The organism is Ferruginibacter sp. SUN106 (assembly GCF_050611765.1).
GTDB lineage: Bacteria > Bacteroidota > Bacteroidia > Chitinophagales > Chitinophagaceae > Ferruginibacter.
This window is the reverse complement of record NZ_JBODJC010000004.1, coordinates 115,001-136,944: the sequence shown is the minus strand read 5'-3', so window position 1 is coordinate 136,944 and position 21,944 is coordinate 115,001. Positions and strand designations below refer to the sequence as shown.

The following is a 21,944-nucleotide window of genomic DNA, read 5'->3' as shown; positions in this document are numbered from 1 at the left end:
CTACATTATGGTTTTTCATTGCCACTAATAACACTGATTTTCACAAATGGAGTTTTCTTATTCGTGCAAATTTGTGCAATTCGTGGCAACAAAAATTTTATCGAATTGAAAATTCAATGTACTAAATCAAATGGCGTCATTCGTTAAACATACCATCAATCAAAACGATTTTATTTTAAACAGTAACCGCACTGTGTTTTGGGAGCAGGAAAAAATATTGATCTTATCTGATCTTCATTTAGGCAAAACAGGCCACTTTAGAAAAAGTGGTATTGGTGTACCCGCCGCAATTATGAAAGAAGATATGCAGCGCTTTGTAGCCGCTATACAATTTTACAAACCATTGCTGGTAGTAATTGTGGGAGATCTTTTTCATAGTGTAGAAAACAAGGAACATGAATTGTTTTTAAAATGGCGAAAAGACCTGCAACATATTCCTATGTTACTGGTAAAAGGCAACCATGATATTGTACCCGATGCATGGTATAAAAAAGCCGGTATTGAAATTGTTGAAAAAATATGGCGTAAAAACAATTTTGCTTTTGTGCACCAGATTGAAGATGCTGAAGATGAAACAACAGCTGCATATTTTTTTAGCGGACATATACACCCCGCTATAAGCATTAAAGGATTGGGTAAACAATCATTGCGTTTTCCTTGTTTTTATTTTTCTAACACATATGCAGTGCTACCTGCCTTTGGAAAATTTACAGGCACTTATCTTATTGTTCCTTCCAAAACCGAAAAGGCATTTGCCATTGTTGAAGATAGTGTGCTGCCACATAAATAAGGGCATTAAAAAAAGCCGGCATATAATACCCGGCTCTTTTATCATTCATCAAACTTAAACAACTAATTCTTTTTTAAACTCAGGCTTCTGTTAATGGTAAAACCAAAAGCAAAGTTGCCATCCTTTATACTGCTGTTATTTCTTGCCAGTTGATCAACATTGGATGCATCTGTTGTACTTCCTACAAAGAACTGGAACAAGTGACCTCCGGTATTAATTTCTATGCCTGCAGCAAGCAGATTAGGATAATAATTTAAGATAGCACCATTTTTGGTGATCAGGTTTTCGTACATATTAAGCTGGCGTGAGTATTCCAGTGTAAGATTCATTTTTGGTTTTGCTTTGTATTTAACACCAGCACCTAAAGAAAATACTTCGTTACTGTTATTAATACCGTAAGGAACGATATTAAAGTGTACCCATGAAGGAATTAACTCAACAGAAAATTTAGGAGACAGTTTACGTGCAATGAGCAATTGATTTACAAAAGCAATTTTGTTTCCTGCAAATGTCTGGTCAGGGTCTTTTGCTGTATTGATGTTAATTAAAGAAAAGTAACTAACAGATACAGGAATATTTTTCAACCCTGTTTGCTGGCGCAACAACCTGAATTTTGCCCAACCTTCATATTTAGAACTACCTGCTGCTGCAACACCAAGGTTAAGCCAGTTAGTGGGTGAGTAGGCAAAAGATAAATAAGTATGTGCAACGCCTGAATTAAGGCCAAACAACTGGCCAACATTCTGTGAGCCTGCTCCTTTATTCCAGATATTGCTAAAATGGTGACTAACCATAAATTCTAATGCACCTTTACTAACAATCTCGGTGCTTTGCATATTGATGATACGGGTAGAGTTAAAAGTGGCCCTCGCATATTTTGGAGTTGGCGCTTCTTTAGCTTCTACTGCGGCAGAATCCTGTGCTATGGCATAGCTAAAGATAACCATGGAAGCAAGCAGTAGTGATAATATCTTTTTCATAATGTCTTATTTTATTTGATAAACTTCATTATTGTTTTTAAAATTATTTTGGTAAACCCTGGTTGATCCATTCTGTAAAGATCTTTACGGTGCAGGAACTTAAGCTTAAAGGGCCGCCGGGGTGTCCGTTACCACTGCTACTCATCATGGTAGTTAATTTATCTTTATCAGAAAGCAGTTTGTTATAATCCAATGCTACAGCTATTCCACCATGGCATGTTGATCCTTTACAAGTGGTGTTATAAATCGGTGCAATATTGGTAGCATAGCTCAATGCTCCTGTTACAGTACATCCGCCACCGTCATCTTTTGCACCTTCTGCAATCCATTGTTTAATCAGTACTTTTTCATTGGGTTTAAAATCAATGATACCTCCACCTGGATGTGATCCTCCATTAACCCATGCCCCGAATATTGCTGAACGGGAAAGAATGGCATCATAAAAAACTGTATCGCCATGTGCAAATGCAACTGCATTGGAAACTTTACCATTGATATGGCAACCGCAGCCACCGGATGCGATAATAGGTACTACTTCTCCCCTGAATGATACAGTTGGTAGTGTAAGAATGTCTTCTTTATTTTTGTAGCAGGATGACAACATATAGATCAGCATTGAAGTCATTGTAGCTGCCATTATTATTTTCTTTTTCATATTCCTGAAATTTTAGGATGATTGTATTAATTAGTGTTTGATAATGATGTTTCCTGTTTTCCTGTATTTAAAGATGCCCACATTGCCATTACCATACTTCCATACATCAGGAATATTAGGATCAGCGAAATACCAGGCTTTAATCAGTGCCACTTCATTTGATTTTAAACCACCATCGCCGTAGGCCATATCACCTTGCTGGCTGGTGGCATAAATACCTGTAAACGGACTAGCCAATAACAAAGTAGAATCAGTTCTTGAAACCAATGAACTGGTTGCGCTCAAAAAATTTCCTTTTACATAGTACTGTGTTAATGTTACCGGATCTGTATACACTACAGAAGAATTACTCCTGATACTTTTTGGATAATTAATATCTAAAAGGATATCATCATAAGTTTGTAATGGGCCTCTTGTACTTGATGCAGAACGTGGAGTAGCAAAAGTTTTCCAGGGCCTGAAACTTGCATAGGCTAATGTGTCAGAATAAAACTTCCTCACACTGTCTTTATAAGAATTCCAAACCTGGTCACGTATAGTTTTGTTTGATAGCAGGCAGTATACCGTAACAGCTCCGGTTGTTTGATTGGTAAATGTAAATTGCGTAGTATCTGCTGCGGTTAAACCGGGTATCAATCCCTTTCTTGCCCAACCACCAGTGGCAGTTGCCTCGTTATGACAGTTGGCAGATCCGCAACCATTATTGATTAATGCAACGGCTGCAGGACGGAAGTCTTTAATATCCGGTATTTCTTTCGCTCCATTTACGATCCAGTTATAAATTAAAGTTTTGTCGCTGATGCCCAATTCATGATTGGAATTAACCGGAGGCATTGCTTTATCAAAATTATTAGTAGTGATATATTCCCATAATTTACTACCATCAGGGTTACCCGCAACTACATACCTCATTACATCAGTATAAGTGTCGAACTTAGGACTGATTGGTCCGCCGTGGCAATTTGATGTGGCACAGTATTCATGCAGGATTGTTTGTACGCCCCTGAATTTAACAATGTCATTCACATCTGCAACAACATCTCCTGAGCTTACTTTGTTGCTTTCATAGAACGACGCATACAAGGTTGTATCCGAAGTTCCTTTAAATGACCTGTCGAGTCCTTTCACTACATCTCCTGTTTTTTTGCACTGCAAAACGGATGCTGACACCAACATAACACCCAGGAAGAGTGTTGTTCCTTTGATTATTGAAAATTTTTTCATAACACGTTAATTTATTTTTTGGAATGATTTCTTTTTAATTATTGCGATCAACTTCTTTTCTGAAATTGTATATCAAAAGTATTCCGACTCGTTTTACAGTTCTATGACAATAGATTGGTCACTTTATGACCTTTATCATGTCATTATCTGCTCATGGTCACTGCAGAGCTGTACCTGATATTTCTCAGGTCACCGCTTGATTGATATCATACTATTATTTCTGCTGCCAGAATAAATTGCAGCTACATTTTTCACAGAACAAAAGAAAATCAACACTATATGGGAGACAATAAAAAAGCTGATGACAAATCCCGCCGGTGGTTTTTATCACTTTTATCTGCAACAGATAAAAAAGCAACAAAACCCGGAATGGTAAAAATGCTTACTGCTGATGGTAAACTGGTAGAAATAGAACAAACAGTGCTTGACGCAGCAAAAAAAAATCAGAAAGCTACCAACAAAGAAATTTACGACTGGATGCAAAATCCTTCTAAAGAAAAAAATAGTTGAACCTAATCAAACCAACATCATGAAACAAGAAGATGAAATAGACAATAACAGCAGGCGGGGGTTTATTAAAACCGCTGCCGTAGTAACTGTTGCAGCAGCAGCCTGTGGCAGTTTAAACTGTTCCTGCTCATCAAAAAAAGCTCCTGCAGCTGAAAAAGTAAGGTTATTATCACCCGATGGTGAAATAGTTGAAATTGATTCCGCTTACCTTAATCACCAGGAGAATATGGCGGTTTTATCACAACACGATCAGAGAGTAGGTATACCCGGAAAGAAATTTGTAATGGTGGTAGACCTGGCACGTTGTAAGAATGCACGTAAATGTGTATCTGCATGTCAGAAACATCACTATCGTCCTGAAGATACTGAATGGCTTACGGTGAAACTAATGAAGGACAGCGACAACTCTGCACCTTATTGGTTTCCTAAACAATGTTTTCACTGTGATAATCCACCATGTGTAAAAGTTTGTCCTGTTGATGCTACGTTTAAAAGACAAGATGGATTGGTGCTGATTGATAACGAGCGTTGCATCGGATGTAAATTTTGCATGGCGGCCTGCCCTTATTCAACACGTGTATTTAACTGGGCAGAACCTGAAATGCCTTTTGAAATAAAGGGCCTTGCTTATAATGCCGAAACAGGTGTTCCTGCAAAAGTAGGTACAGTTGAAAAATGTGATTTCTGTCCCGACAGATCGAGAGAAGGTTTACTGCCACCCTGTGTGGAAGCTTGCCCCAATGGTGTATTTTATTTTGGAGATGAGAATGAAGACACTGTTACCAATGGTGATGAAACCATCGGCTTTAAACAATTAATAAAAGATCGTGCCGCTTACAGGTTCCTGGAAGAACTGGGTACTAAACCAAGGGTTTATTATCTACCTCCAAAAGACAGGCAATTCCCTGTAGAAAGAGGCTATGAAAACCTGCCTGATAAATTAAAAGCAAGGTTTAAAGATATCATTGAAGAGGAAAAGAAAAGACCTTAACCAAAGCGACATTTAATATCATTTAAAGCATACATTTTATGGAACTCAATACATACCAGCAGGAAGCCTTTAATTACCAAAGATCCAATATTGAAAAGTTTGGAAAAAAGAACCTGATATGGTCAGTCTTTTTTCTGCTTTGGATACTGGCAGGCGGCTATGCATTATACTTACAGATCAGTAAAGGCCACGTTGTTACAGGCATGAGAGATAATGTGGTGTGGGGCTTGTTCATTGTAAATTTTATATTTTTTATCGGCCTCAGTTATGCCGGTGCCATCATTGCAGGATTGTTGCATTTATTTAAAGTGCCCTGGGGCAAACCCATTATCAGGTTAGCACAAATGATGACGGTAATCTCTGTTATTGTTGGCCCTATTTTTATTTTGTTATGCGTAGGCCGTTTCGACAGGCTACACCACTTGTTTATTTATCCAAGGATACAATCACCTATGACGTGGGATGTACTGGCCATCATGACTTACTTTGTGGGCAGTATACTTTTTTTATACATGGCATTAATAAAAGATTTTGCAGTATACCGTGATGCCGGATTAAATATTCCTGCATGGAAACAAAAACTGTACAAAATATTAGCTATTGGTTACAGGGGTGCAGCAAGCCAGAAAAGACATTTAATTATTTCTCAGAATTTACTGGCTATAATTATAATTCCCCTATCCATTATCGTTAGTTCAATTTTATCCTGGATATTTGGCATGACCTTAAGGCCAGGCTGGCACAGTACCATCTTTGGGCCTTACTTTGTTTTGGGCGCCTTATACTCAGGGTGCGGTGTACTGATTGTTGCCATGTGGGTATACCGCAGGATGTATAAACTGGATAGTTATTTTACTGATAAGCACTTTACCAATCTTGGTTATTGCCTGATGGTACTATCTGCCGGTTATGGTTATTTTACTTTCTCGGAATATTTTACCGATTGGTTTGGTTCGGCAAAATGGGATAGTGAGGTTATTAATAAATTATTCAATCCGGCTCAATATGGCTGGTGGACATTATTTGCTAATCTTGTAGGTATCATCATTCCCATTTTAATAATAGCAATACCAAAAACAAGAAAGCCCAACTGGATTGCATTAGCATCGTTCTTTATGGTGATTGCACTTTGGGTTAAGCGTTACCTTATCATAGTTCCTACATTAGAAACACCCGCTTTACCAATGGAAGATACAAGAGCAGCTTATGTAAAATATTCAGCCACCTGGCCTGAATGGGCATTAACCTTTGCCGGCATTGCTACCTTCTTTTTATTCTTTACCATTATTTCAAAATTTGTAACCGTGGTGCCGGTATCGGGTTTGGAAGAACCACATCACCCACATGCGCATGATCATCATGAACAAACCGCCATACAAAAAGAAGTTATACAAACCGCTTAAAAGAAATTTTATGAAACAAGTTTCAATATTGAACCGATTAATAAAAAAAATGCAGCGGATAGTTATGCCGTCAGTTTTATCAGCAATGCTGATTTTACCCGGCAATGCAACTGCACAAACTGACAGCGCAAAAAAAGAAGAACCTGCTGCCAAAGAAGAACCATCACTTATATCTCCATCCGCAGAATTCACCAGCATTCAAAAGCCAGGTGATACCGTTGAATTAAAAGCGATACTTAAAGCAAAAATAAAAGGAACCTTCTTAAAATTGCCTTTACTAAAAGTTACCTTTCTGCAGGTAATTGACACTGCCACAGTAACATTGGGCTATGCAATTACCGATAGAAACGGTGCTGCCGTTTTCAATTACAAAACCGCTGCTGTATCTGCAGATAAAGAAGGTAAAATTCATTTTAAGGCTGTATTTGCTGGCAACAAATCAATGGAAGCAGCCGAAGAGGAACTTGCAGTAAAAAGAGCAAGGCTGGATATTACAGCTGCAAAAGAAGATTCAGTATTGAATGTAAAAATAAAATTGTTAGACTTAGGAAAAGATACCCCCATTAAAGGAACTGTAGTGGGAATATTTGTTCATCGTTCTTTTAGTTTGTTAAAAATAGGAGAAGGAACAACTGATGATGATGGCGAAGCCACAGTGGAAGTACCAGCTAACCTTCCCGGAGATGCTAATGGAAACATTACATTGGTGGCAAAGCTTGATGAAAATGAAACTTTTGGAAATCTGGAAGCGTCTGTAATACAAAAATGGGGCACCCCGGTTTCAGACAAAATTGAAAATCAGCCCCGGGCCTTATGGAGCTCACATCCACCTCTATGGATGCTTATTACCTTCTTTATATTAATGGGAATTGTATGGAGCCACTACGTTGTAATTGTGGTACAGTTATTCCGTTTAAGAAAAGAAGAGCCACACACAGCAACTATTGCAAACACATAAAATTTTAATTCTTAAAACTAAAAAAAAATGAAAAAGAAAATTCCTGCTCTCATTATTTGTTTTATTGCAATTGGCTTATTTGCCTTTGTGCCTAAAACATTCCAGAAAGAATGGCCTGTGCCAGATGCTTACAAAACCAAGGTTAATCCACTTAAAGGTGATGCCGCTTCTGTTGCTACCGGAAAAGACCTGTACAACACACATTGCAAATCATGCCATGGTACTAAAGGTAAAGGTGATGGACCTAAAGCATCTCAGTTAGATACTGAATGTGGTGATTTTACTAAAGCCGCATTTCAGGCACAACCAGATGGTGCATTGTTTTACAAAACCTTTGAAGGCCGTAAAGACATGCCATCTTTCAAAAAGAAAATCACCGATGCCAATGGCATTTGGTCTGTAGTAAACTACATGAGAACCTTAAAATGATAATTTAAACTAAGTTTTAACTTTGAAGGTGTTTAAAAAGAGGGCCGGTATTTTTACCAGCCCTCTTGATTTTAAAATATGTAAAGCATTATTAAATGCTGAACGCCGTATCAATGATCTGAGCCTGCTCCTTAGCATTCACTTTGCTATAGCCGCTGGCAGTAGCCGCACTTGCCTGGCGACTGATAATATAAAAATTGATATTCTTCAGTGTCATCCTTAAGAAAGTAGCTGCTCCCATATTCAATGGCTCTTCCTGTACCCAGTACCAGATAGCTTTGCTGTACTTTTTATATAATTCATCCAGTTGTTTTTGCGGCAAAGGGTGAATTTGTTCTAACCTGATGATAGCTATATCAGTTCTGTTTTCTTTCTGTTGCCTTTCCTGAAGGTCAAAATATATTTTACCTGAACAGAATAATACTTTTTTTATTTCCCCTGCATCTTTCACTCCTGCATCGTCAATCACTTCTTTAAAGCCACCGGAAGTAAATTCAGTCATTAAACTATAAGAACCCGGATGGCGCAGGTTTGCCTTAGGAGAAAAATTGATCAATGGTTTTCTGAATGGCCATGCCAGTTGCCTTCTTAATACATGAAAAAAGTTAGCCGCAGTAGTTACATTAGTTACCACCATATTTAATTCGGCACATTGTTGCAAAAAGCGCTCCATCCTGGCACTGCTATGTTCCGGCCCCTGCCCTTCGTAACCATGTGGCAAGAGCATTACCACACCGTTCATGCGTTGCCATTTAGTTTCGGCCGCAGCTATAAACTGATCGATCATGGTTTGTGCACCGTTACAAAAATCACCAAACTGTGCTTCCCAAATTACCAATGCATTAGGATTAGCCATCGCATAGCCATATTCAAAGCCCAGCACCGCATATTCACTCAATAAAGAATTATAGATCCTGTAAGGCTGCTGTGTGCCCGAGAAATGATCCAGCCTGTTATAGCCGGTATTATTAGTCTCGTCGTATATAACAGCATGCCTGTGGCTGAAAGTACCTCTCTTCACGTCCTGTCCGCTCATACGCACATCCTTACCTTCCACCAGTAAACTTCCATAAGCCATTAACTCTCCTGTTGCCCAATCCACTTTTTTCTCGTCGCTATACAATTTCAGTTTATCCTGAATTAGTTTATCGATCTTACGCAATGGTTTAAATCCTTCGGGCCATTTCATCAAACCGTCAAACAACATTTTAAATTCATCTTCCTTAATAGCTGTTACCGGAGATACTTCAAAATCATCTGCCTTTGCCTTGCGTAAACTTTTCCAAACAATTTCCGGTTGCTGGTAATGATAAGGCAATGGGTTCTGTTTCACCTCATCCAAACGCTCCTGTAATTCTGCCAGAAACTTCTGTTCCATTTCTTTGGCCAGGTCTTTTGCATCAGCCTCCCCGTTTTCAATTAAATATTGTGTGTATACTTCTCTTGGATTAAGATGTTTCTCAATTAAAGCGTACAACTGCGGCTGGGTAAACTTCGGCTCATCGCCTTCGTTATGTCCGTGCCTTCGGTAGCAAACCATATCAATAAAAATATCGCTGTTAAATTCCTGGCGGTATAAAGTTGCAATTTCTGCAGCTTTTACTACGGCTTCTGCATCATCGCCATTCACATGCAATACAGGTGCCTGCACCATTGCTGCAACAGATGTACAATAGTCTGCAGTACGGGCATCTTCAAAATCGGTAGTAAAACCGATCTGGTTATTGATAACAAAATGTATAGTACCGCCTGTATAATAACCCGGCAATCCACTCATTTGTAAAAGCTCGTACACAATACCCTGGCCTGCTACAGAAGCATCACCATGAATAAGGATAGGCAATATTTTATCGTAATCACTTTTGTATAAAATATCTGCTTTACTTCTTGCAAAACCCACTACTACCGGATCAACTGCTTCTAAATGTGAAGGATTAGGACAAAGTTTTAAATGAATATTTTTTTCATTAGCCGTGGTTACTTCACTACTAAAACCCAAATGATATTTTACATCACCACTACCCATTGTAGTATCAGGTACATTCGTTCCTTCAAACTCACTGAATATCTGTTCGTAGGTTTTACCCATGATATTCGCCAGCACATTTAATCTTCCCCTGTGTGCCATACCAATCACCACTTCCTGCACATTGTTATCGGCAGCTGTTGTTATTATGGCATCCAACGCAGCAATAGTAGTTTCGCCTCCTTCAAGGCTAAAGCGTTTTTGGCCTATATACTTGGTATGTAAAAACTTTTCAAACATTACGCCTTCATTCAGTTTTTGAAGAATGCGTTTTTTTTGCGGCAGGCCAACGGGCTGCAACATTGTTTTTTCAACGGCACTGGTAAGCCAATCTATTTTCTTTTGATTACTGATGTATTTAAATTCTATGCCTAAATGCCCGGTATAACATTTTTCTAAATGTTCAATTATATTTTTCAGGGTAGTTGTACCAAGGCCTATAAGGTTACCAGCATTAAATGTTTTATTAAGATCTGCCTCGGTAAAGCCATAAAACTCTAATTCAATATTGGCCCCCCTGTCTTTACGTTTACGTATTGGATTCGTATCTGCAAGCAGATGTCCTTTATTCCTGTACCCTAATATCATACGGTACACCCTTATCTCACTCATCCAATCGATCTGGCTATTCGGTGACGACAGTTCGTTGATAGTTGATACGGTAGTAGCTGATGTAGTACCATTTACTTTTGCACCACTGCTCACTGCAAAATCAAACCCTTCAAAAAATTTACGCATTTCGGCATCCACACTATTAGGGTCTTTTACAAAATCGTTGTACAAGCCTTCAATGTAACCAGGGTGAGAGTTAGTGATGTATTGAAAATCCTTCATAATAAATTGGGGTAATTTTTTTTGAGCCCGGTAGCGATATTCTATTTGCCTTCAGTGGTGTTGCATAGTACATCCCGATATAGAGGAACACTTCAAGGGCAACAAACTACTGAACAAGAATCTTCAACCCAAAGCCTTTTTTTATAAGTATGCAAATATCGTTAATTATGCATTAGAAGTTTCAGGCTTTTTGATGATTTTTCCCAACAGCAGTACTATAACGCCGCTTAATAAAACATATCCGGTAAAACAGTAAAAGCCAATTTCAAGGCTGGCCTTCGTATTTTCCATAGCCGTAGCCCCCAAAAAAGCTACTAAAATACTGATGGCAAATACATCTGCCATGGCCCATTTACTGATGGCATTTACAAACCCAAACCAGGCCGGGTGGGCATTTTTAACCGCCAGCAAATAAAATATCACCGCCGATTTTACCAGCGGTACCACTATCCCAAATAGAAAAATGAGCAAAAAAGGCCAGTAATTGCCGCTATGCCACAAGGTTTGCAGTGTACCCAGCACACTTCGGTCTTCATTAAAAAGGCTCAGGTCAACAATAAAATGAGCGCTGATTTCTATATGCAGCATATCTTTAACCCATCCAAAACCAAGTAAAACCAGGGATGCTATATGTAAAAAGAGTAATACCAGGCGGTTCATACAGTTGTTTAAAGGGTAAAATAGCCAAAAATAAGGGCCTGCCAAAAATTATTCATTATTAAATATTCAATTATCAATTATTTCTCCCTATCTTTGCAGCCCAAAAAATAGATTTAAATGGCAAACCATTCAGCTACTAAAAAAGATGTGCGTCAGAGTACAAAGCGTAACGAACGTAACCGCTATTACGGTAAAACAACCCGTAATGCAATACGTGATTTAAAAGCAGGCGATAAAACTGTTGCAACAGAACAATTTCCAAAAGTTGCTTCAATGATCGACAGGCTGGCAAAACGCGGCACTATCCATAAAAACAAAGCTGCTAACTTAAAGAGCAAACTGGCTAAGAGAGTTAACGCACTGGCTAAATAATTCTGCCTTCAAAATAATTTATAGCAACCCGTCTTTAATGACGGGTTTTTTATTGCATTATTTTTTTAATATCTGCAGCAACAAGCTGCATAACTACAGCAATTATACCGTTTTATGGTTTTGTTAACCTTGGTTAAGCGCAAGTTAATCGTGTAACTAACAGCTCATTTGCAAAATCAAATTTGTAAACTTGTTTATTATTCATTCAACAATTTTACCATCATGAAAAAATTATTGTTATCAGCCTTAGCGCTGGTAGGATTCGCCAGCTTATCGATTGCACAAACAGGAGCCAAAGCAGCTGCCCCTGCAGCTAAACCAAAAATGGAAGCCGTAAAAAAAGAAACTGCAAAGCCTGCTACAACAGCTAAAGTGGTAAGCATGCCTGCTGCAAAAACAGCCGCTACACCAGCTGCTGCGGGACCAATGAAAAAAGACGGTACCCCGGATAAAAGATTTAAAGCCAACAAAGCCGCTGCTCCTGCTGCTACTGGTCCGGTAAAAAAAGATGGTACACCAGATAAAAGATTTAAGGCTAACAAAAAAGGGTAAGCTTTTAAAAAATCTAAAAAAATAAAAACCACCGATCGGTGGTTTTTATTTTTCCTTTTATTCTTCCATTATCGATGACCGATCGGTATAAAGCATTTTAACTATAAGGGTTTTCCAGAAACGAAATGGCAAACAGAAGAGTTAATCCCAAATACTGATCATTAAAAACTGATAAGTGATTAAAAGCAGTAATAAAAAAAGGGTATTAAAAAAATACCCTTTAAACCATATTGAAAAAACCACCAAAGCATATGGTACTGTTATATGAAACACAAACATACCTTACACTTTCGTTAAGTCAAATTAATGTTGGTTAAACATGGGTTAAGCAAATGTTAACCTCAAAAAATAAACAGGATCAATGTTTTTATTGCGGTATTGTAAAACGAAAACCCATACCGTGTATCGTTTCAAGCACAATAGAAGGATCTGCTTTTAAAAGCTTGCGTATCTTTGTCATAAACACGTCCATACTTCTTCCTAAAAAATAATCATCCTTACCCCAAACTGCAGTTAATATCTCATCACGTTTTAAAATTTTGTTAGGATGCAGGCATAAGAATTTTAATAGCTCTGCTTCTTTTTGTGTAATTGTTATGGTTCCCTCGGGCGTGATCATTTTTAGATTAGTAAACTGAAAATGAATTTTACCAACAGAAAATTCCTGTAAATTATCAGCAAACATTTTTTTGGTGCGGCGCAAAAAAACTTCCATTTTCAACAACAACTCCTGCATTTGAAAAGGTTTTACAATGTAATCATCAGCACCCCGGTGGTAACCTTCAATTTTATCTTCCAGCAATGCCTTTGTGCTGATAAAAATAATGGGCACTACATCGGTTTGCTGCCGTATTTTTTTTGCAACTGTAAAACCATCTTTTACTGGCATCATAATATCAAGCAGGCAGATATCAAATTTATCCTTATCAAATAGGTCTATTGCCTGTTGCCCATCTGTACAATGAAATACTGCATATCCTTCATCCTCAAGTGTATCTTTCATCACATCGCCTAAATGAATATCATCTTCTGCTAGTAAAACCCTGCCTTTTGTTTCCATAACAATTTAATTAATGGGTAAAATAATTTTGAATTCGGTACCAATTCCTTCAACGCTGTTCACTTCCACCAATCCATGATGCAATTCTATAATTTTTTTCACAAAATACAAACCTAATCCAAGTCCTTTAGCATTATGGATATTACCATTCTGTGCCCGGTAAAATTTTTTAAATATTTTTTGTTGCTCGGCAGCTGCTATTCCCACACCATTGTCTTTTACGCTGATAAAATATTTAAAATGCTGTATACCCGTAGTAATTATAATTTTAGGTGTTTCGGAATATTTTACTGCATTGCTAATGATATTAAAAATAGCTAAATACAGGTTGTCACTATCTGCAATAATAGTTTCATTAGTTTCTTCCGGTTCCTCAAATATGATCTTACCGTTCTTTTGAAACACAATGGGCTCTAATTGAACAATGGCCCTTTTTATCAGTTCTTCCGGGTGAATAGTTGTTTTGTCAAGTGCAAGGTGATAAGATTCGGTAACCACGGTTTTTACAAGGGTTTGAATATGTTTTTTCAAATACTCATTCTGGTATTTAATAGACGCCACATACTTGTTATATTTTTCCGGGTTAGCGGCAATACCAGGTTTCTGTAAAGCATCTGTAGATAAATCTATCACAGTTAACGGCGTACTGAATTCATGTGTAACGTTATTGATAAAATCCTTCTGAATGTCGTTTAAAAATTTTTGCCGGTACAAATAATAGATACTGGCGCCCAGGCCGATTAACAAAACCAGTAACAGGATGATTGTAAATATCCAGTTACTCATATTCCCCAGTATATAACTGCTGCGGTTAGGAAAATTAAGATATACGAAAGAGTAATTCTTAACAGAGTTGGGAGCATCTACATCAATGGACACAGGATGAATGGACGCCGCTGTTGGCAAAAAGGCTTCGTATGCATATTTTTTTGTGCTATCGTCATAAGCCGCCACTTTACAATCGGTATACACTTTAAAGTCATCAAACTCATTCATCAATGCATTAATAAGTGTATCTCTCGGGGGAACATCATCCACTCTGAAAATAAAAGTGTTCTCATTAGGACTTTCAATTAATTTAGTGAGATTAGTGCCTGGTTCATCAGCCAGGTCCAGATCTTCGTACAGGCCACGGATACATTTTACTACAGAAGTCTTAAATTCTTTTTTTTCAAAAGAATAAGTTTTATTCAGCCAATGCATCTGCAGGCCGATAATAACAGCAATTAAAATTGTAGTGATAAAAATAATCAACCTTGTAGCAGATGACCTCATAATTTCCTTTAAGATACTCTACAAAATTCAAATTTAAATCACAAGCCCTGCATTGTTTAAAGTTAATTACTGGTTAAAGGTTTTGACCAGTAATTATTATTTTTTTATAAGCGGCTTTCTCCAAAGAAAAAATCATTGTAGCTTCACCAAAACTTATCATTGCAATGAGAAAAATTTTCCTCTTCTTTTCGGCTATCGCCTTTATTTTACAAAGCTCCAATGGCCAGCAATGCCGATTCGAAAAGACTAATGGACTTGAAAGCGCCACTTACTTTGAGGCAATTGACTGGTATAAAAATCTGGATAAGCAATCTGCAATGGTAATGGTGAAAGAAATGGGCATGAGTGATGCAGGTTATCCTATACATATTGTGATGATAAGTAAAGACGGGAAATTTGATCCTGCACAATGGCATAAACAAAACAAAGCTGTTATCCTCATCAATAATGGTATTCACCCGGGAGAGCCAGATGGCATTGACGCAAGTATGATGCTGGTAAGAGATATTGTACTGGGTAAGCTCCAGCTTCCCAACAATGTTACACTGGCATTTATTCCTGTATACAACATTGGCGGATGCTTAAACCGAAATGGCTATTCAAGAGCCAATCAAAACGGACCTAAAGAATATGGCTTTCGTGGTAACGCACAAAACCTGGATCTAAACAGAGATTTTACAAAATGCGACAGCAAGGAAGCCAAAGCTTTTGCACAGATTTTTCATTTACTCGATCCCGATATATTAATGGATAATCATGTAAGCGATGGCGCCGATTACCAACATACAATGACGTTACTTACTTCTCAATACAATAAACTGGGTGCCGGTTTAGGCGGATGGTTGAAAGATAGTTTTGAACCGCAATTGTATAAAGGCATGGCAGAAAAAAAATGGGATATGGTGCCTTATGTAAATTTCGAAACCGAAACTCCGGATAAAGGCATGGAAATGTTTTACGATCCGCCACGCTATTCTTCAGGTTATGCCGCTTTATTTCAAACCATTGGCTTTGTACCGGAAACGCATATGCTAAAACCATTTAAAGACAGGGTGCTTTCTACTTATGCCTTAATGCAAACAATGATTGAAAAAACAGCAGTCAATGCCAGTGAATTAATTGCACAACGAAATAAAGCAAAAGCTGAAGTGATAAAAGAAAAAAACAGGCCTTTGAGCTGGGCTGTAGATACTACACAAAATTCAATGATCACTTTTAAAGGATATGAGCAGGGTTTAAAACCAAGTGATGCTACAGGCTTGCAAAGAATGTTTTACGACAGAAGCAAACCTTTCACCAAACAAGTAAGGTTTTTCAATGTATTTAAACCTTCCAATTTTGTAACTGCTCCTTCGGCATATATCATTCCGCAAGGATGGTATGCTGTAGTTGATTTATTAAAGCTTAACAATGTAATTGTAAAACAATTCAGCAACGATACTTTAATTGAAGTAGAAGCATACCACATTGATGATTACAAAAGCCTTCCCCGTCCTTATGAAAAACACCATAAAAATTCTGCTGTAAAAGTTTCTGTACTAAAACAAAAAATAAAATTTTTAAAAGGAGATTATTTTATACCAATGAACCAGGCCGGCAACCGGTACATTATAGAAATGCTGGAGCCAACTGGCGATGACAGTTTTTTTGCATGGAATTTTTTTGATGCCGTACTGCAACAAAAAGAAGGTTACAGTGATTACCGCTGGGAAGACCTGGCTGCAGAAGTTTTACAAAGCAATCCCGATTTGAAAAACAAACTGGAAGAGAAGAAAAAGTCAGATCCAAAATTTGCCTCTAATGGCTCAGCCCAGCTGGATTTTATTTACAAAAATTCCCCCTATTATGAACCCGGGCATAACCGCTATCCCGTTTATAGGTTGCTATAATCTAAACAAATAATAATCAGGTAATTACAATACAAATTATTCCTTATCAATTATCCCATTACCTATTATAAAAATATCCATTATTCATTACCCGATTATCCATTAAAAACCTTACCTTTGCTGCCCGTTTAAAACGGACGGGAATAAACAATTTTTTAAACACACAAAACAAGGGAAATGAACAATTACGAATTGATGGTGATTTTTACCCCTGTACTATCTGACGACGAATTTAAAGCCGCTCAGAAAAAATATGCTGACCTCGTTGTAGAAAACGGTGGTGAAGTTGTGTACAGTAACCCATGGGGATTAAAATCACTGGCCTATCCCATTGCTAAAAAGACCACAGGTCTTTATTGGGTAATGGAGTATAAAGCGCCATCCAGCTTCAATGAAAAGTTGAAAATTCAACTTTTACGTGACGAATCTCAGATGCGTCACATGTACACTGCACTCGACAAGTACGCCGTTGAGTACAATGCCAAAAAGAAAAGTGGCGGCAAATTTACTAACGAAAAATCCGAAGCTTAAACCATGGCAAAAAATGAAATAAAATATCTTACTGCCATTAAGCAGGAGAAGCGTCCAAAAAAATATTGCCGCTTTAAAAAAATGGGTATCCATTATATCGATTATAAGGATGCCGAATTTTTGAAAAAATTCATTAACGAACAAGGAAGGTTATTACCACGCCGTATTACCGGAAACTCTTTAAAGTTTCAGCGTAAAGTAGGTGATGCAGTAAAAAAAGCCCGTCAAATGGCTATTCTTCCTTACGTTACAGATCTATTAAAATAATTTTTTTTCACCACCCTAACCTTTAAATAGAGAAAGTCCGCCGCGGCGGATTGGGTAAAAATGCAAAACAATGCAGGTAATATTGATACAGGATGTAAATAATTTAGGCGGCGTAAACGAACTGGTAACAGTAAAAAATGGTTATGGCCGTAACTATCTTATTCCTCAGAAAATGGCTGTAGAAGCAAGCCCTTCCAACGTGAAAATGATGGAAGAAAAAAAGAAACAACAAGCTAAAAAAGAAGCCAAATTATTGGCTGAATTGAATAGCGTAATTGCTGTTTTACAAAATGGTGCTTTAAAAATTGGTGCTAAAACCGGTACCAGTGGCAAAATATTCGGTAGCGTAACTTCGGTTCAGATAGCTCGTGCTATTAAAGATCAAAAGGGCTACGAAATCGATCGCCGCCGCATCACTATCATTGATGATGTAAAAGAATTAGGTACTTACAAAGCAAAAATTGACTTTGGTAACGGTAACGAAACTGAGGTTGAATTTGAAGTAATATCTGAATAAGTTTAAATTTATTCCTGAAATTTAATAAAAGATCCGTCCTTACCAGGGCGGATTTTTTATTGCAAACTATTGGCTGCTAAAACCTTAGATTAGTACTATTAAGGGCTGGAACCCCGATTTTTTAAATTTTTATGCTTTTATAACAATATATGAACAAAACCCCTATCTTTATGACGAATTAATGGTTTTAGTTTTTCGCTATTGGCTGAAGTAGCTTTTTTACAAGTCCGATTCAGTTCATTGTTCAACTAAGTCATTATTGTTTTTTATTTATTTATTTAAAAGTTTTTACAATGAACATTTATGTAGGAAATCTAAGTTGGTCAATGACTGATGATGATTTAATGAATCTCTTCACAGAACACGGAAGTGTTACTAGCGCTAAAATCCTTAAAGACAAAATGAACGGCCGTAGTAAAGGTTTTGGTTTTGTTGAAATGGAAGACGATGAAGCTGCTAAAGCTGCAATCGCTGCATTAAACGAAACTGAAGTTCAGGGTCGTAAATTAATCGTAAACGAATCTCAACCACGTCAGGAAGGCGGTGGCGGTGGCGGCTACAAGAAAAGTGGCGGCGGCGGTTACGGCGGTGGTGGTAGCAGAGGCGGCGGCGGTTACGGCGGCGGCGGTAGCAGAGGCGGCGGCGGTGGTTACGGCGGCGGCGGCAACAGAGGTGGTGGCAGAAGCGGCGGCGGTTACGGCGGCGGCGGTAACAGAGATTATTAATATCATAAAAATAAACTCATATAAAATCCCTTCATTGCTGAAGGGATTTTTATTTACACCCGGTTTTAAAAATTAACTGGCCAAATATATCCGCAATTAACCACAGCAAATTAAATTGCATTTTATAAATTATCGCTTATGGGTAAGGGTAGATTAGAAGCATTCAGTGATGGTGTTATCGCAATCATTATTACAATCATGGTTTTAGAAATGAAAGTGCCGCATGGTAATACCCCGGAAGCGCTACGTCCATTGCTGCCAACATTTCTTAGTTATGTACTTAGTTTTATTAATATAGGTATCTATTGGAATAATCATCATCACATGTTGCACACTGTTCACAAAGTAACCGGTACCGTACTTTGGAATAATATACACCTGCTTTTCTGGTTATCTTTGTTTCCTTTTGCCACAGCCTGGATGGGAGAAAACCATTTTAGCACCTGGCCGGTAGCTTTGTATGGATTTATTGCCATGATGGCGGGAATTGCATATTACTTTCTGGCGCATTGCCTTGCAGATATTCAGGGTAAAGATTCAGTTCTGGCAAAAGCCCTGGGTAAAGATCGAAAAGGAATTCTTTCTGTTATATTTTATATTATTGGTATCGGCCTTTCTTTTATTAATTCATGGCTGGGCTTTTCAATGTATCTGCTGGTGGCAGCCGTATGGTTTATTCCCGACAGGCGTATTGAAAAAAAGGTTGAGTAAGTTATCTGAAAAATTATTACTTACACCAGGTTATAAATCACTTCTATTTTGTCGTTACTGTTGTCTTTTGAAACACAGTATTACTATCTCATCTCCTGTTAACACTTCAGCTATTCAATAAGGTTAGATTCAGATATAACTATCCCTTTCATTTATTCTCCACTATTTATACCAAAAGCGGAAGCAACCTGCAGCACCGGATGAAGTATCGTATACCCACAAAAAAGCCGTTCTAAGCTGAAGGGCTATAAATAAATATCGCAGCTACCTGTTCTCCCTCCAACTTGTTGGAAGCAATACCATTGGCTGCTATTATATCTTCTTAAAATGATACAAATAAAAAAGCCCCTCAGTAAACTGAAGGGCTTTAAATGAATATGGCAGCTACCTACTCTCCCACATTGTTGTGCAGTACCATCGGCCATGAGGGGCTTAACTTCTCTGTTCGGTATGGGAAGAGGTGAACACCCTCGGCAAAACCACCATAAGACGGTCATGTCGAGTCCCGCATGAAGCGGGATGACAATAAATAATATAACATATTGGGATAAGTTGCAAAAGCAGAGTAATTAAATATAATTATTTCTCCTAAGAAAAATAAAAAATAAAGCTTACGGGCAATTAGTACTACTCGGCTTTGATGTTACCACCTGTATACCTATAGCCTATCAACGTCGTAGTCTCCGACGACCCTTAAAAGTAAACTCATCTTGAGGAAGGTTTCACGCTTAGATGCTTTCAGCGTTTATCCTGGCCGTTCATAGCTACTCTGCATTGCACCTGGCGGCACAACAGATACACCAGCGGAACGTACGACCCGGTCCTCTCGTACTAAGGTCATGTCCTCTCAATTTACTAGCGCCCATCACAGATAGGGACCGAACTGTCTTGCGACGTTCTGAACCCAGTTCACGTGCCACTTTAATCGGCGAACAGCCGAACCCTTGGGACCTTCTCCAGCCCCAGGATGTGACGAACCGACATCGAGGTGCCAAACCTCACCGTCGATATGAGCTCTTGGGTGAGATCAGCCTGTTATCCCCAGAGTACCTTTTATCCTTTGAGCGACGGCCCTTCCATACAGAACCGCCGGATCACTTTAGCCGACTTTCGTCCCTGCTCGACATGTATGTCTCACAGTCAAGCTCCCTTATACTAATACGCTCTATGTACGATTACCAACCGTACTGAGGGAACCTTTGCAAGCCTCCGTTACATTTTAGGAGGCGACCACCCCAGTCAAACTACCCACCATGCACTGTTTCCCGTTAGGGATTAGATTCTAAATGTTTAAAGGTTGGTATTTCAACGACGACTCCATGATGCCTAGCGACACCACTTCAAAGTCTCCCAACTATCCTACACATCAAAAATTCAAAATCAATGCAAAGTTGTAGTGAAGGTTCATGGGGTCTTTCCGTCCCGTGACGGGTAACCGGCATCTTCACCGATACTACAATTTCACCGGGCTCTTGGAGGAGACAGTGTACAACTCATTAGACCATTCGTGCAGGTCGGAACTTACCCGACAAGGAATTTCGCTACCTTAGGACCGTTATAGTTACGGCCGCCGTTTACTGGGGCTTCAGTCAGAAGCTTTGGCTTGCGCCGAACATCCTTCCTTAACCTTCCAGCACCGGGCAGGTATCAGGCTCTATACGTCATCTTTCGATTTTGCAGGGCCCTGTGTTTTTGCTAAACAGTTGGTTGTACCATTTTACTGAGACCGACCGAAATCGGTACGCTTTATCCCGAAGTTACAGCGTTAATTTGCCTAGTTCCTTCTCCAAGGCTCACCCGAGCGCCTTAGAATACTCATCCCACCCACCTGTGTCGGTTTACGGTACGGGCTGCTATAGTCATAACTTAGAGGTTTTTCTCGGAGGTTTGATTAGGATCACTATCAGCGCTGCCGAAGCTTTGCTGTACTATCAGGTTCGCCAAGCTGTGCGGATTTACCTACACTGCCTATAACTACACCCTTTAACGTTCTATTCCGTAAGAACGCGGATCTTTCACTACCTCGTCACCCCATCGAAACTATAGTAGGTGTTGGAATATTAACCAACTTTCCATCAGCTACCCCTTTCGGGTTTGCCTAAGGACCCGACTAACCCTGATCTGATTAACATTGATCAGGAAACCTTGGGTTTACGGCGTTAATGTTTTTCACATTAATTATCGTTACTTATGCCTACATTTTCTTTTGAAATCGCTCCAGCATGAGTCGCCTCACACCTTCGCAGCAGATTTCAATGCTCCCCTACCACAACATACTCAAAGTATGTGTTTAGAACTTCGGTTCATGGTTTGATGCCCGATTATTTTCCGTGCAGGATCTCTCGACCAGTGAGCTGTTACGCACTCTTTAAATGAATGGCTGCTTCCAAGCCAACATCCTGGCTGTTATAGAAATCCCACCTCGTTTGATCAACTTAACCATGTATTAGGGACCTTAGTTGCTAATCTGGGTTATTTCCCTCTCGGCCACGGACCTTATCGCCCGCAGCCTCACTCCCGGAGATATTTAGCACCATTCGGAGTTTGTCAGGGTTTGGTAGGCGGTGAAGCCCCCTAGCCCAATC

Annotated in this window: 21 protein-coding genes and 2 rRNA genes (1 of these 23 cut by a window edge); 14 read left to right on the top strand and 9 right to left on the bottom strand. The window is 38.8% G+C overall.

Annotation, left to right across the window (positions count from 1 at the left end):
• Nucleotides 1-130: 130 nt before the first annotated feature.
• Nucleotides 131-790, top strand: a complete 660-nt coding sequence (gene pdeM / locus ACQ334_RS16710; RefSeq protein ID WP_430989391.1) for a ligase-associated DNA damage response endonuclease PdeM — start codon at nt 131-133, stop codon at nt 788-790.
• A 62-nt stretch (nt 791-852) separates the two neighbouring features.
• Here pdeM and ACQ334_RS16705 read toward each other — a convergent pair whose 3' ends face one another.
• Genes ACQ334_RS16705 through ACQ334_RS16695 form a run of 3 tightly spaced genes read right to left on the bottom strand, consistent with a single transcriptional unit; the run spans nt 853 to nt 3,649 of the window.
• On the bottom strand, nt 853-1,770 hold the full coding sequence (locus tag ACQ334_RS16705; RefSeq protein WP_430989390.1) for a DUF5777 family beta-barrel protein: 918 nt from the start codon (nt 1,768-1,770) through the stop codon (nt 853-855).
• Between the two features lie 43 nt (nt 1,771-1,813).
• The gene (locus ACQ334_RS16700) at nt 1,814-2,425 is read right to left on the bottom strand and encodes a hypothetical protein (protein WP_430989389.1); all 612 of its coding nucleotides are present in this window, start codon (nt 2,423-2,425) and stop codon (nt 1,814-1,816) included.
• Between the two features lie 30 nt (nt 2,426-2,455).
• A complete protein-coding gene (locus tag ACQ334_RS16695; protein WP_430989388.1) occupies nt 2,456-3,649 on the bottom strand; it encodes a hypothetical protein in 1,194 nt (397 codons plus the stop codon).
• 279 nt (nt 3,650-3,928) lie between these two features.
• Here ACQ334_RS16695 and ACQ334_RS16690 point away from each other — a divergent pair, with 279 nt between their 5' ends.
• Genes ACQ334_RS16690 through ACQ334_RS16670 form a run of 5 tightly spaced genes read left to right on the top strand, consistent with a single transcriptional unit; the run spans nt 3,929 to nt 7,940 of the window.
• Nucleotides 3,929-4,159, top strand: coding sequence for a hypothetical protein (locus ACQ334_RS16690; RefSeq protein WP_430989387.1), 231 nt, complete (start codon nt 3,929-3,931; stop codon nt 4,157-4,159).
• Nucleotides 4,160-4,178: 19 nt separating this feature from the next.
• A complete protein-coding gene (locus ACQ334_RS16685; protein ID WP_430989386.1) occupies nt 4,179-5,150 on the top strand; it encodes a 4Fe-4S dicluster domain-containing protein in 972 nt (323 codons plus the stop codon).
• A 38-nt stretch (nt 5,151-5,188) separates the two neighbouring features.
• Entirely contained in the window at nt 5,189-6,553 is a 1,365-nt protein-coding gene (nrfD, locus tag ACQ334_RS16680; RefSeq protein ID WP_430989385.1) for an NrfD/PsrC family molybdoenzyme membrane anchor subunit, read from the top strand.
• Between the two features lie 49 nt (nt 6,554-6,602).
• The gene (locus ACQ334_RS16675; protein ID WP_430989384.1) at nt 6,603-7,511 is read left to right on the top strand and encodes a hypothetical protein; all 909 of its coding nucleotides are present in this window, start codon (nt 6,603-6,605) and stop codon (nt 7,509-7,511) included.
• 27 nt (nt 7,512-7,538) lie between these two features.
• Complete coding sequence (locus ACQ334_RS16670) at nt 7,539-7,940, top strand: c-type cytochrome (RefSeq protein WP_430989383.1); 402 nt, start codon at nt 7,539-7,541, stop codon at nt 7,938-7,940.
• A gap of 91 nt (nt 7,941-8,031) precedes the next feature.
• Here ACQ334_RS16670 and ACQ334_RS16665 read toward each other — a convergent pair whose 3' ends face one another.
• Together ACQ334_RS16665 and ACQ334_RS16660 are read right to left on the bottom strand one after the other, a co-directional pair.
• Nucleotides 8,032-10,800 carry a 2-oxoglutarate dehydrogenase E1 component gene (locus tag ACQ334_RS16665; RefSeq protein ID WP_430989382.1) on the bottom strand — a complete coding sequence of 923 codons (2,769 nt, stop codon included), beginning with the start codon at nt 10,798-10,800 and terminating at the stop codon, nt 8,032-8,034.
• Nucleotides 10,801-10,965: 165 nt separating this feature from the next.
• Complete coding sequence (locus ACQ334_RS16660) at nt 10,966-11,460, bottom strand: paraquat-inducible protein A (protein WP_430989381.1); 495 nt, start codon at nt 11,458-11,460, stop codon at nt 10,966-10,968.
• A gap of 117 nt (nt 11,461-11,577) precedes the next feature.
• On the opposite strand from ACQ334_RS16660, the gene rpsT reads away from it, so the two are divergent.
• Nucleotides 11,578-11,832 (top strand): 30S ribosomal protein S20, encoded by a 255-nt coding sequence (gene rpsT / locus ACQ334_RS16655; protein ID WP_430989380.1) that lies wholly within the window; start codon nt 11,578-11,580, stop codon nt 11,830-11,832.
• A 222-nt stretch (nt 11,833-12,054) separates the two neighbouring features.
• Nucleotides 12,055-12,384: a hypothetical protein gene (locus ACQ334_RS16650; RefSeq protein ID WP_430989379.1), complete on the top strand. Its 330-nt coding sequence runs from the start codon at nt 12,055-12,057 to the stop codon at nt 12,382-12,384.
• A 367-nt stretch (nt 12,385-12,751) separates the two neighbouring features.
• Here ACQ334_RS16650 and ACQ334_RS16645 read toward each other — a convergent pair whose 3' ends face one another.
• Entirely contained in the window at nt 12,752-13,444 is a 693-nt protein-coding gene (locus ACQ334_RS16645; RefSeq protein WP_430989378.1) for a response regulator transcription factor, read from the bottom strand.
• A gap of 6 nt (nt 13,445-13,450) precedes the next feature.
• Entirely contained in the window at nt 13,451-14,719 is a 1,269-nt protein-coding gene (locus ACQ334_RS16640) for a sensor histidine kinase (protein ID WP_430989377.1), read from the bottom strand.
• A gap of 164 nt (nt 14,720-14,883) precedes the next feature.
• Here ACQ334_RS16640 and ACQ334_RS16635 point away from each other — a divergent pair, with 164 nt between their 5' ends.
• The 6 genes from ACQ334_RS16635 (at nt 14,884) to ACQ334_RS16610 (ending at nt 19,359) form a co-directional block, all read left to right on the top strand.
• On the top strand, nt 14,884-16,608 hold the full coding sequence (locus ACQ334_RS16635; RefSeq protein WP_430989376.1) for a M14 family metallopeptidase: 1,725 nt from the start codon (nt 14,884-14,886) through the stop codon (nt 16,606-16,608).
• A gap of 177 nt (nt 16,609-16,785) precedes the next feature.
• Entirely contained in the window at nt 16,786-17,139 is a 354-nt protein-coding gene (gene rpsF, locus ACQ334_RS16630; RefSeq protein ID WP_430989375.1) for a 30S ribosomal protein S6, read from the top strand.
• Nucleotides 17,140-17,142: 3 nt separating this feature from the next.
• Nucleotides 17,143-17,406, top strand: coding sequence for a 30S ribosomal protein S18 (gene rpsR, locus ACQ334_RS16625; protein WP_430989374.1), 264 nt, complete (start codon nt 17,143-17,145; stop codon nt 17,404-17,406).
• 70 nt (nt 17,407-17,476) lie between these two features.
• Nucleotides 17,477-17,923, top strand: a complete 447-nt coding sequence (rplI, locus tag ACQ334_RS16620; protein ID WP_430989373.1) for a 50S ribosomal protein L9 — start codon at nt 17,477-17,479, stop codon at nt 17,921-17,923.
• Nucleotides 17,924-18,216: 293 nt separating this feature from the next.
• Nucleotides 18,217-18,648, top strand: a complete 432-nt coding sequence (locus ACQ334_RS16615; protein WP_430989372.1) for an RNA recognition motif domain-containing protein — start codon at nt 18,217-18,219, stop codon at nt 18,646-18,648.
• A 138-nt stretch (nt 18,649-18,786) separates the two neighbouring features.
• On the top strand, nt 18,787-19,359 hold the full coding sequence (locus ACQ334_RS16610; protein ID WP_430989371.1) for a TMEM175 family protein: 573 nt from the start codon (nt 18,787-18,789) through the stop codon (nt 19,357-19,359).
• Nucleotides 19,360-19,734: 375 nt separating this feature from the next.
• Here ACQ334_RS16610 and rrf read toward each other — a convergent pair.
• Nucleotides 19,735-19,846 (bottom strand): 5S ribosomal RNA (gene rrf / locus ACQ334_RS16605).
• Nucleotides 19,847-19,960: 114 nt separating this feature from the next.
• Nucleotides 19,961-21,944, bottom strand: a 23S ribosomal RNA gene (locus tag ACQ334_RS16600); it runs 895 nt beyond the window's last position.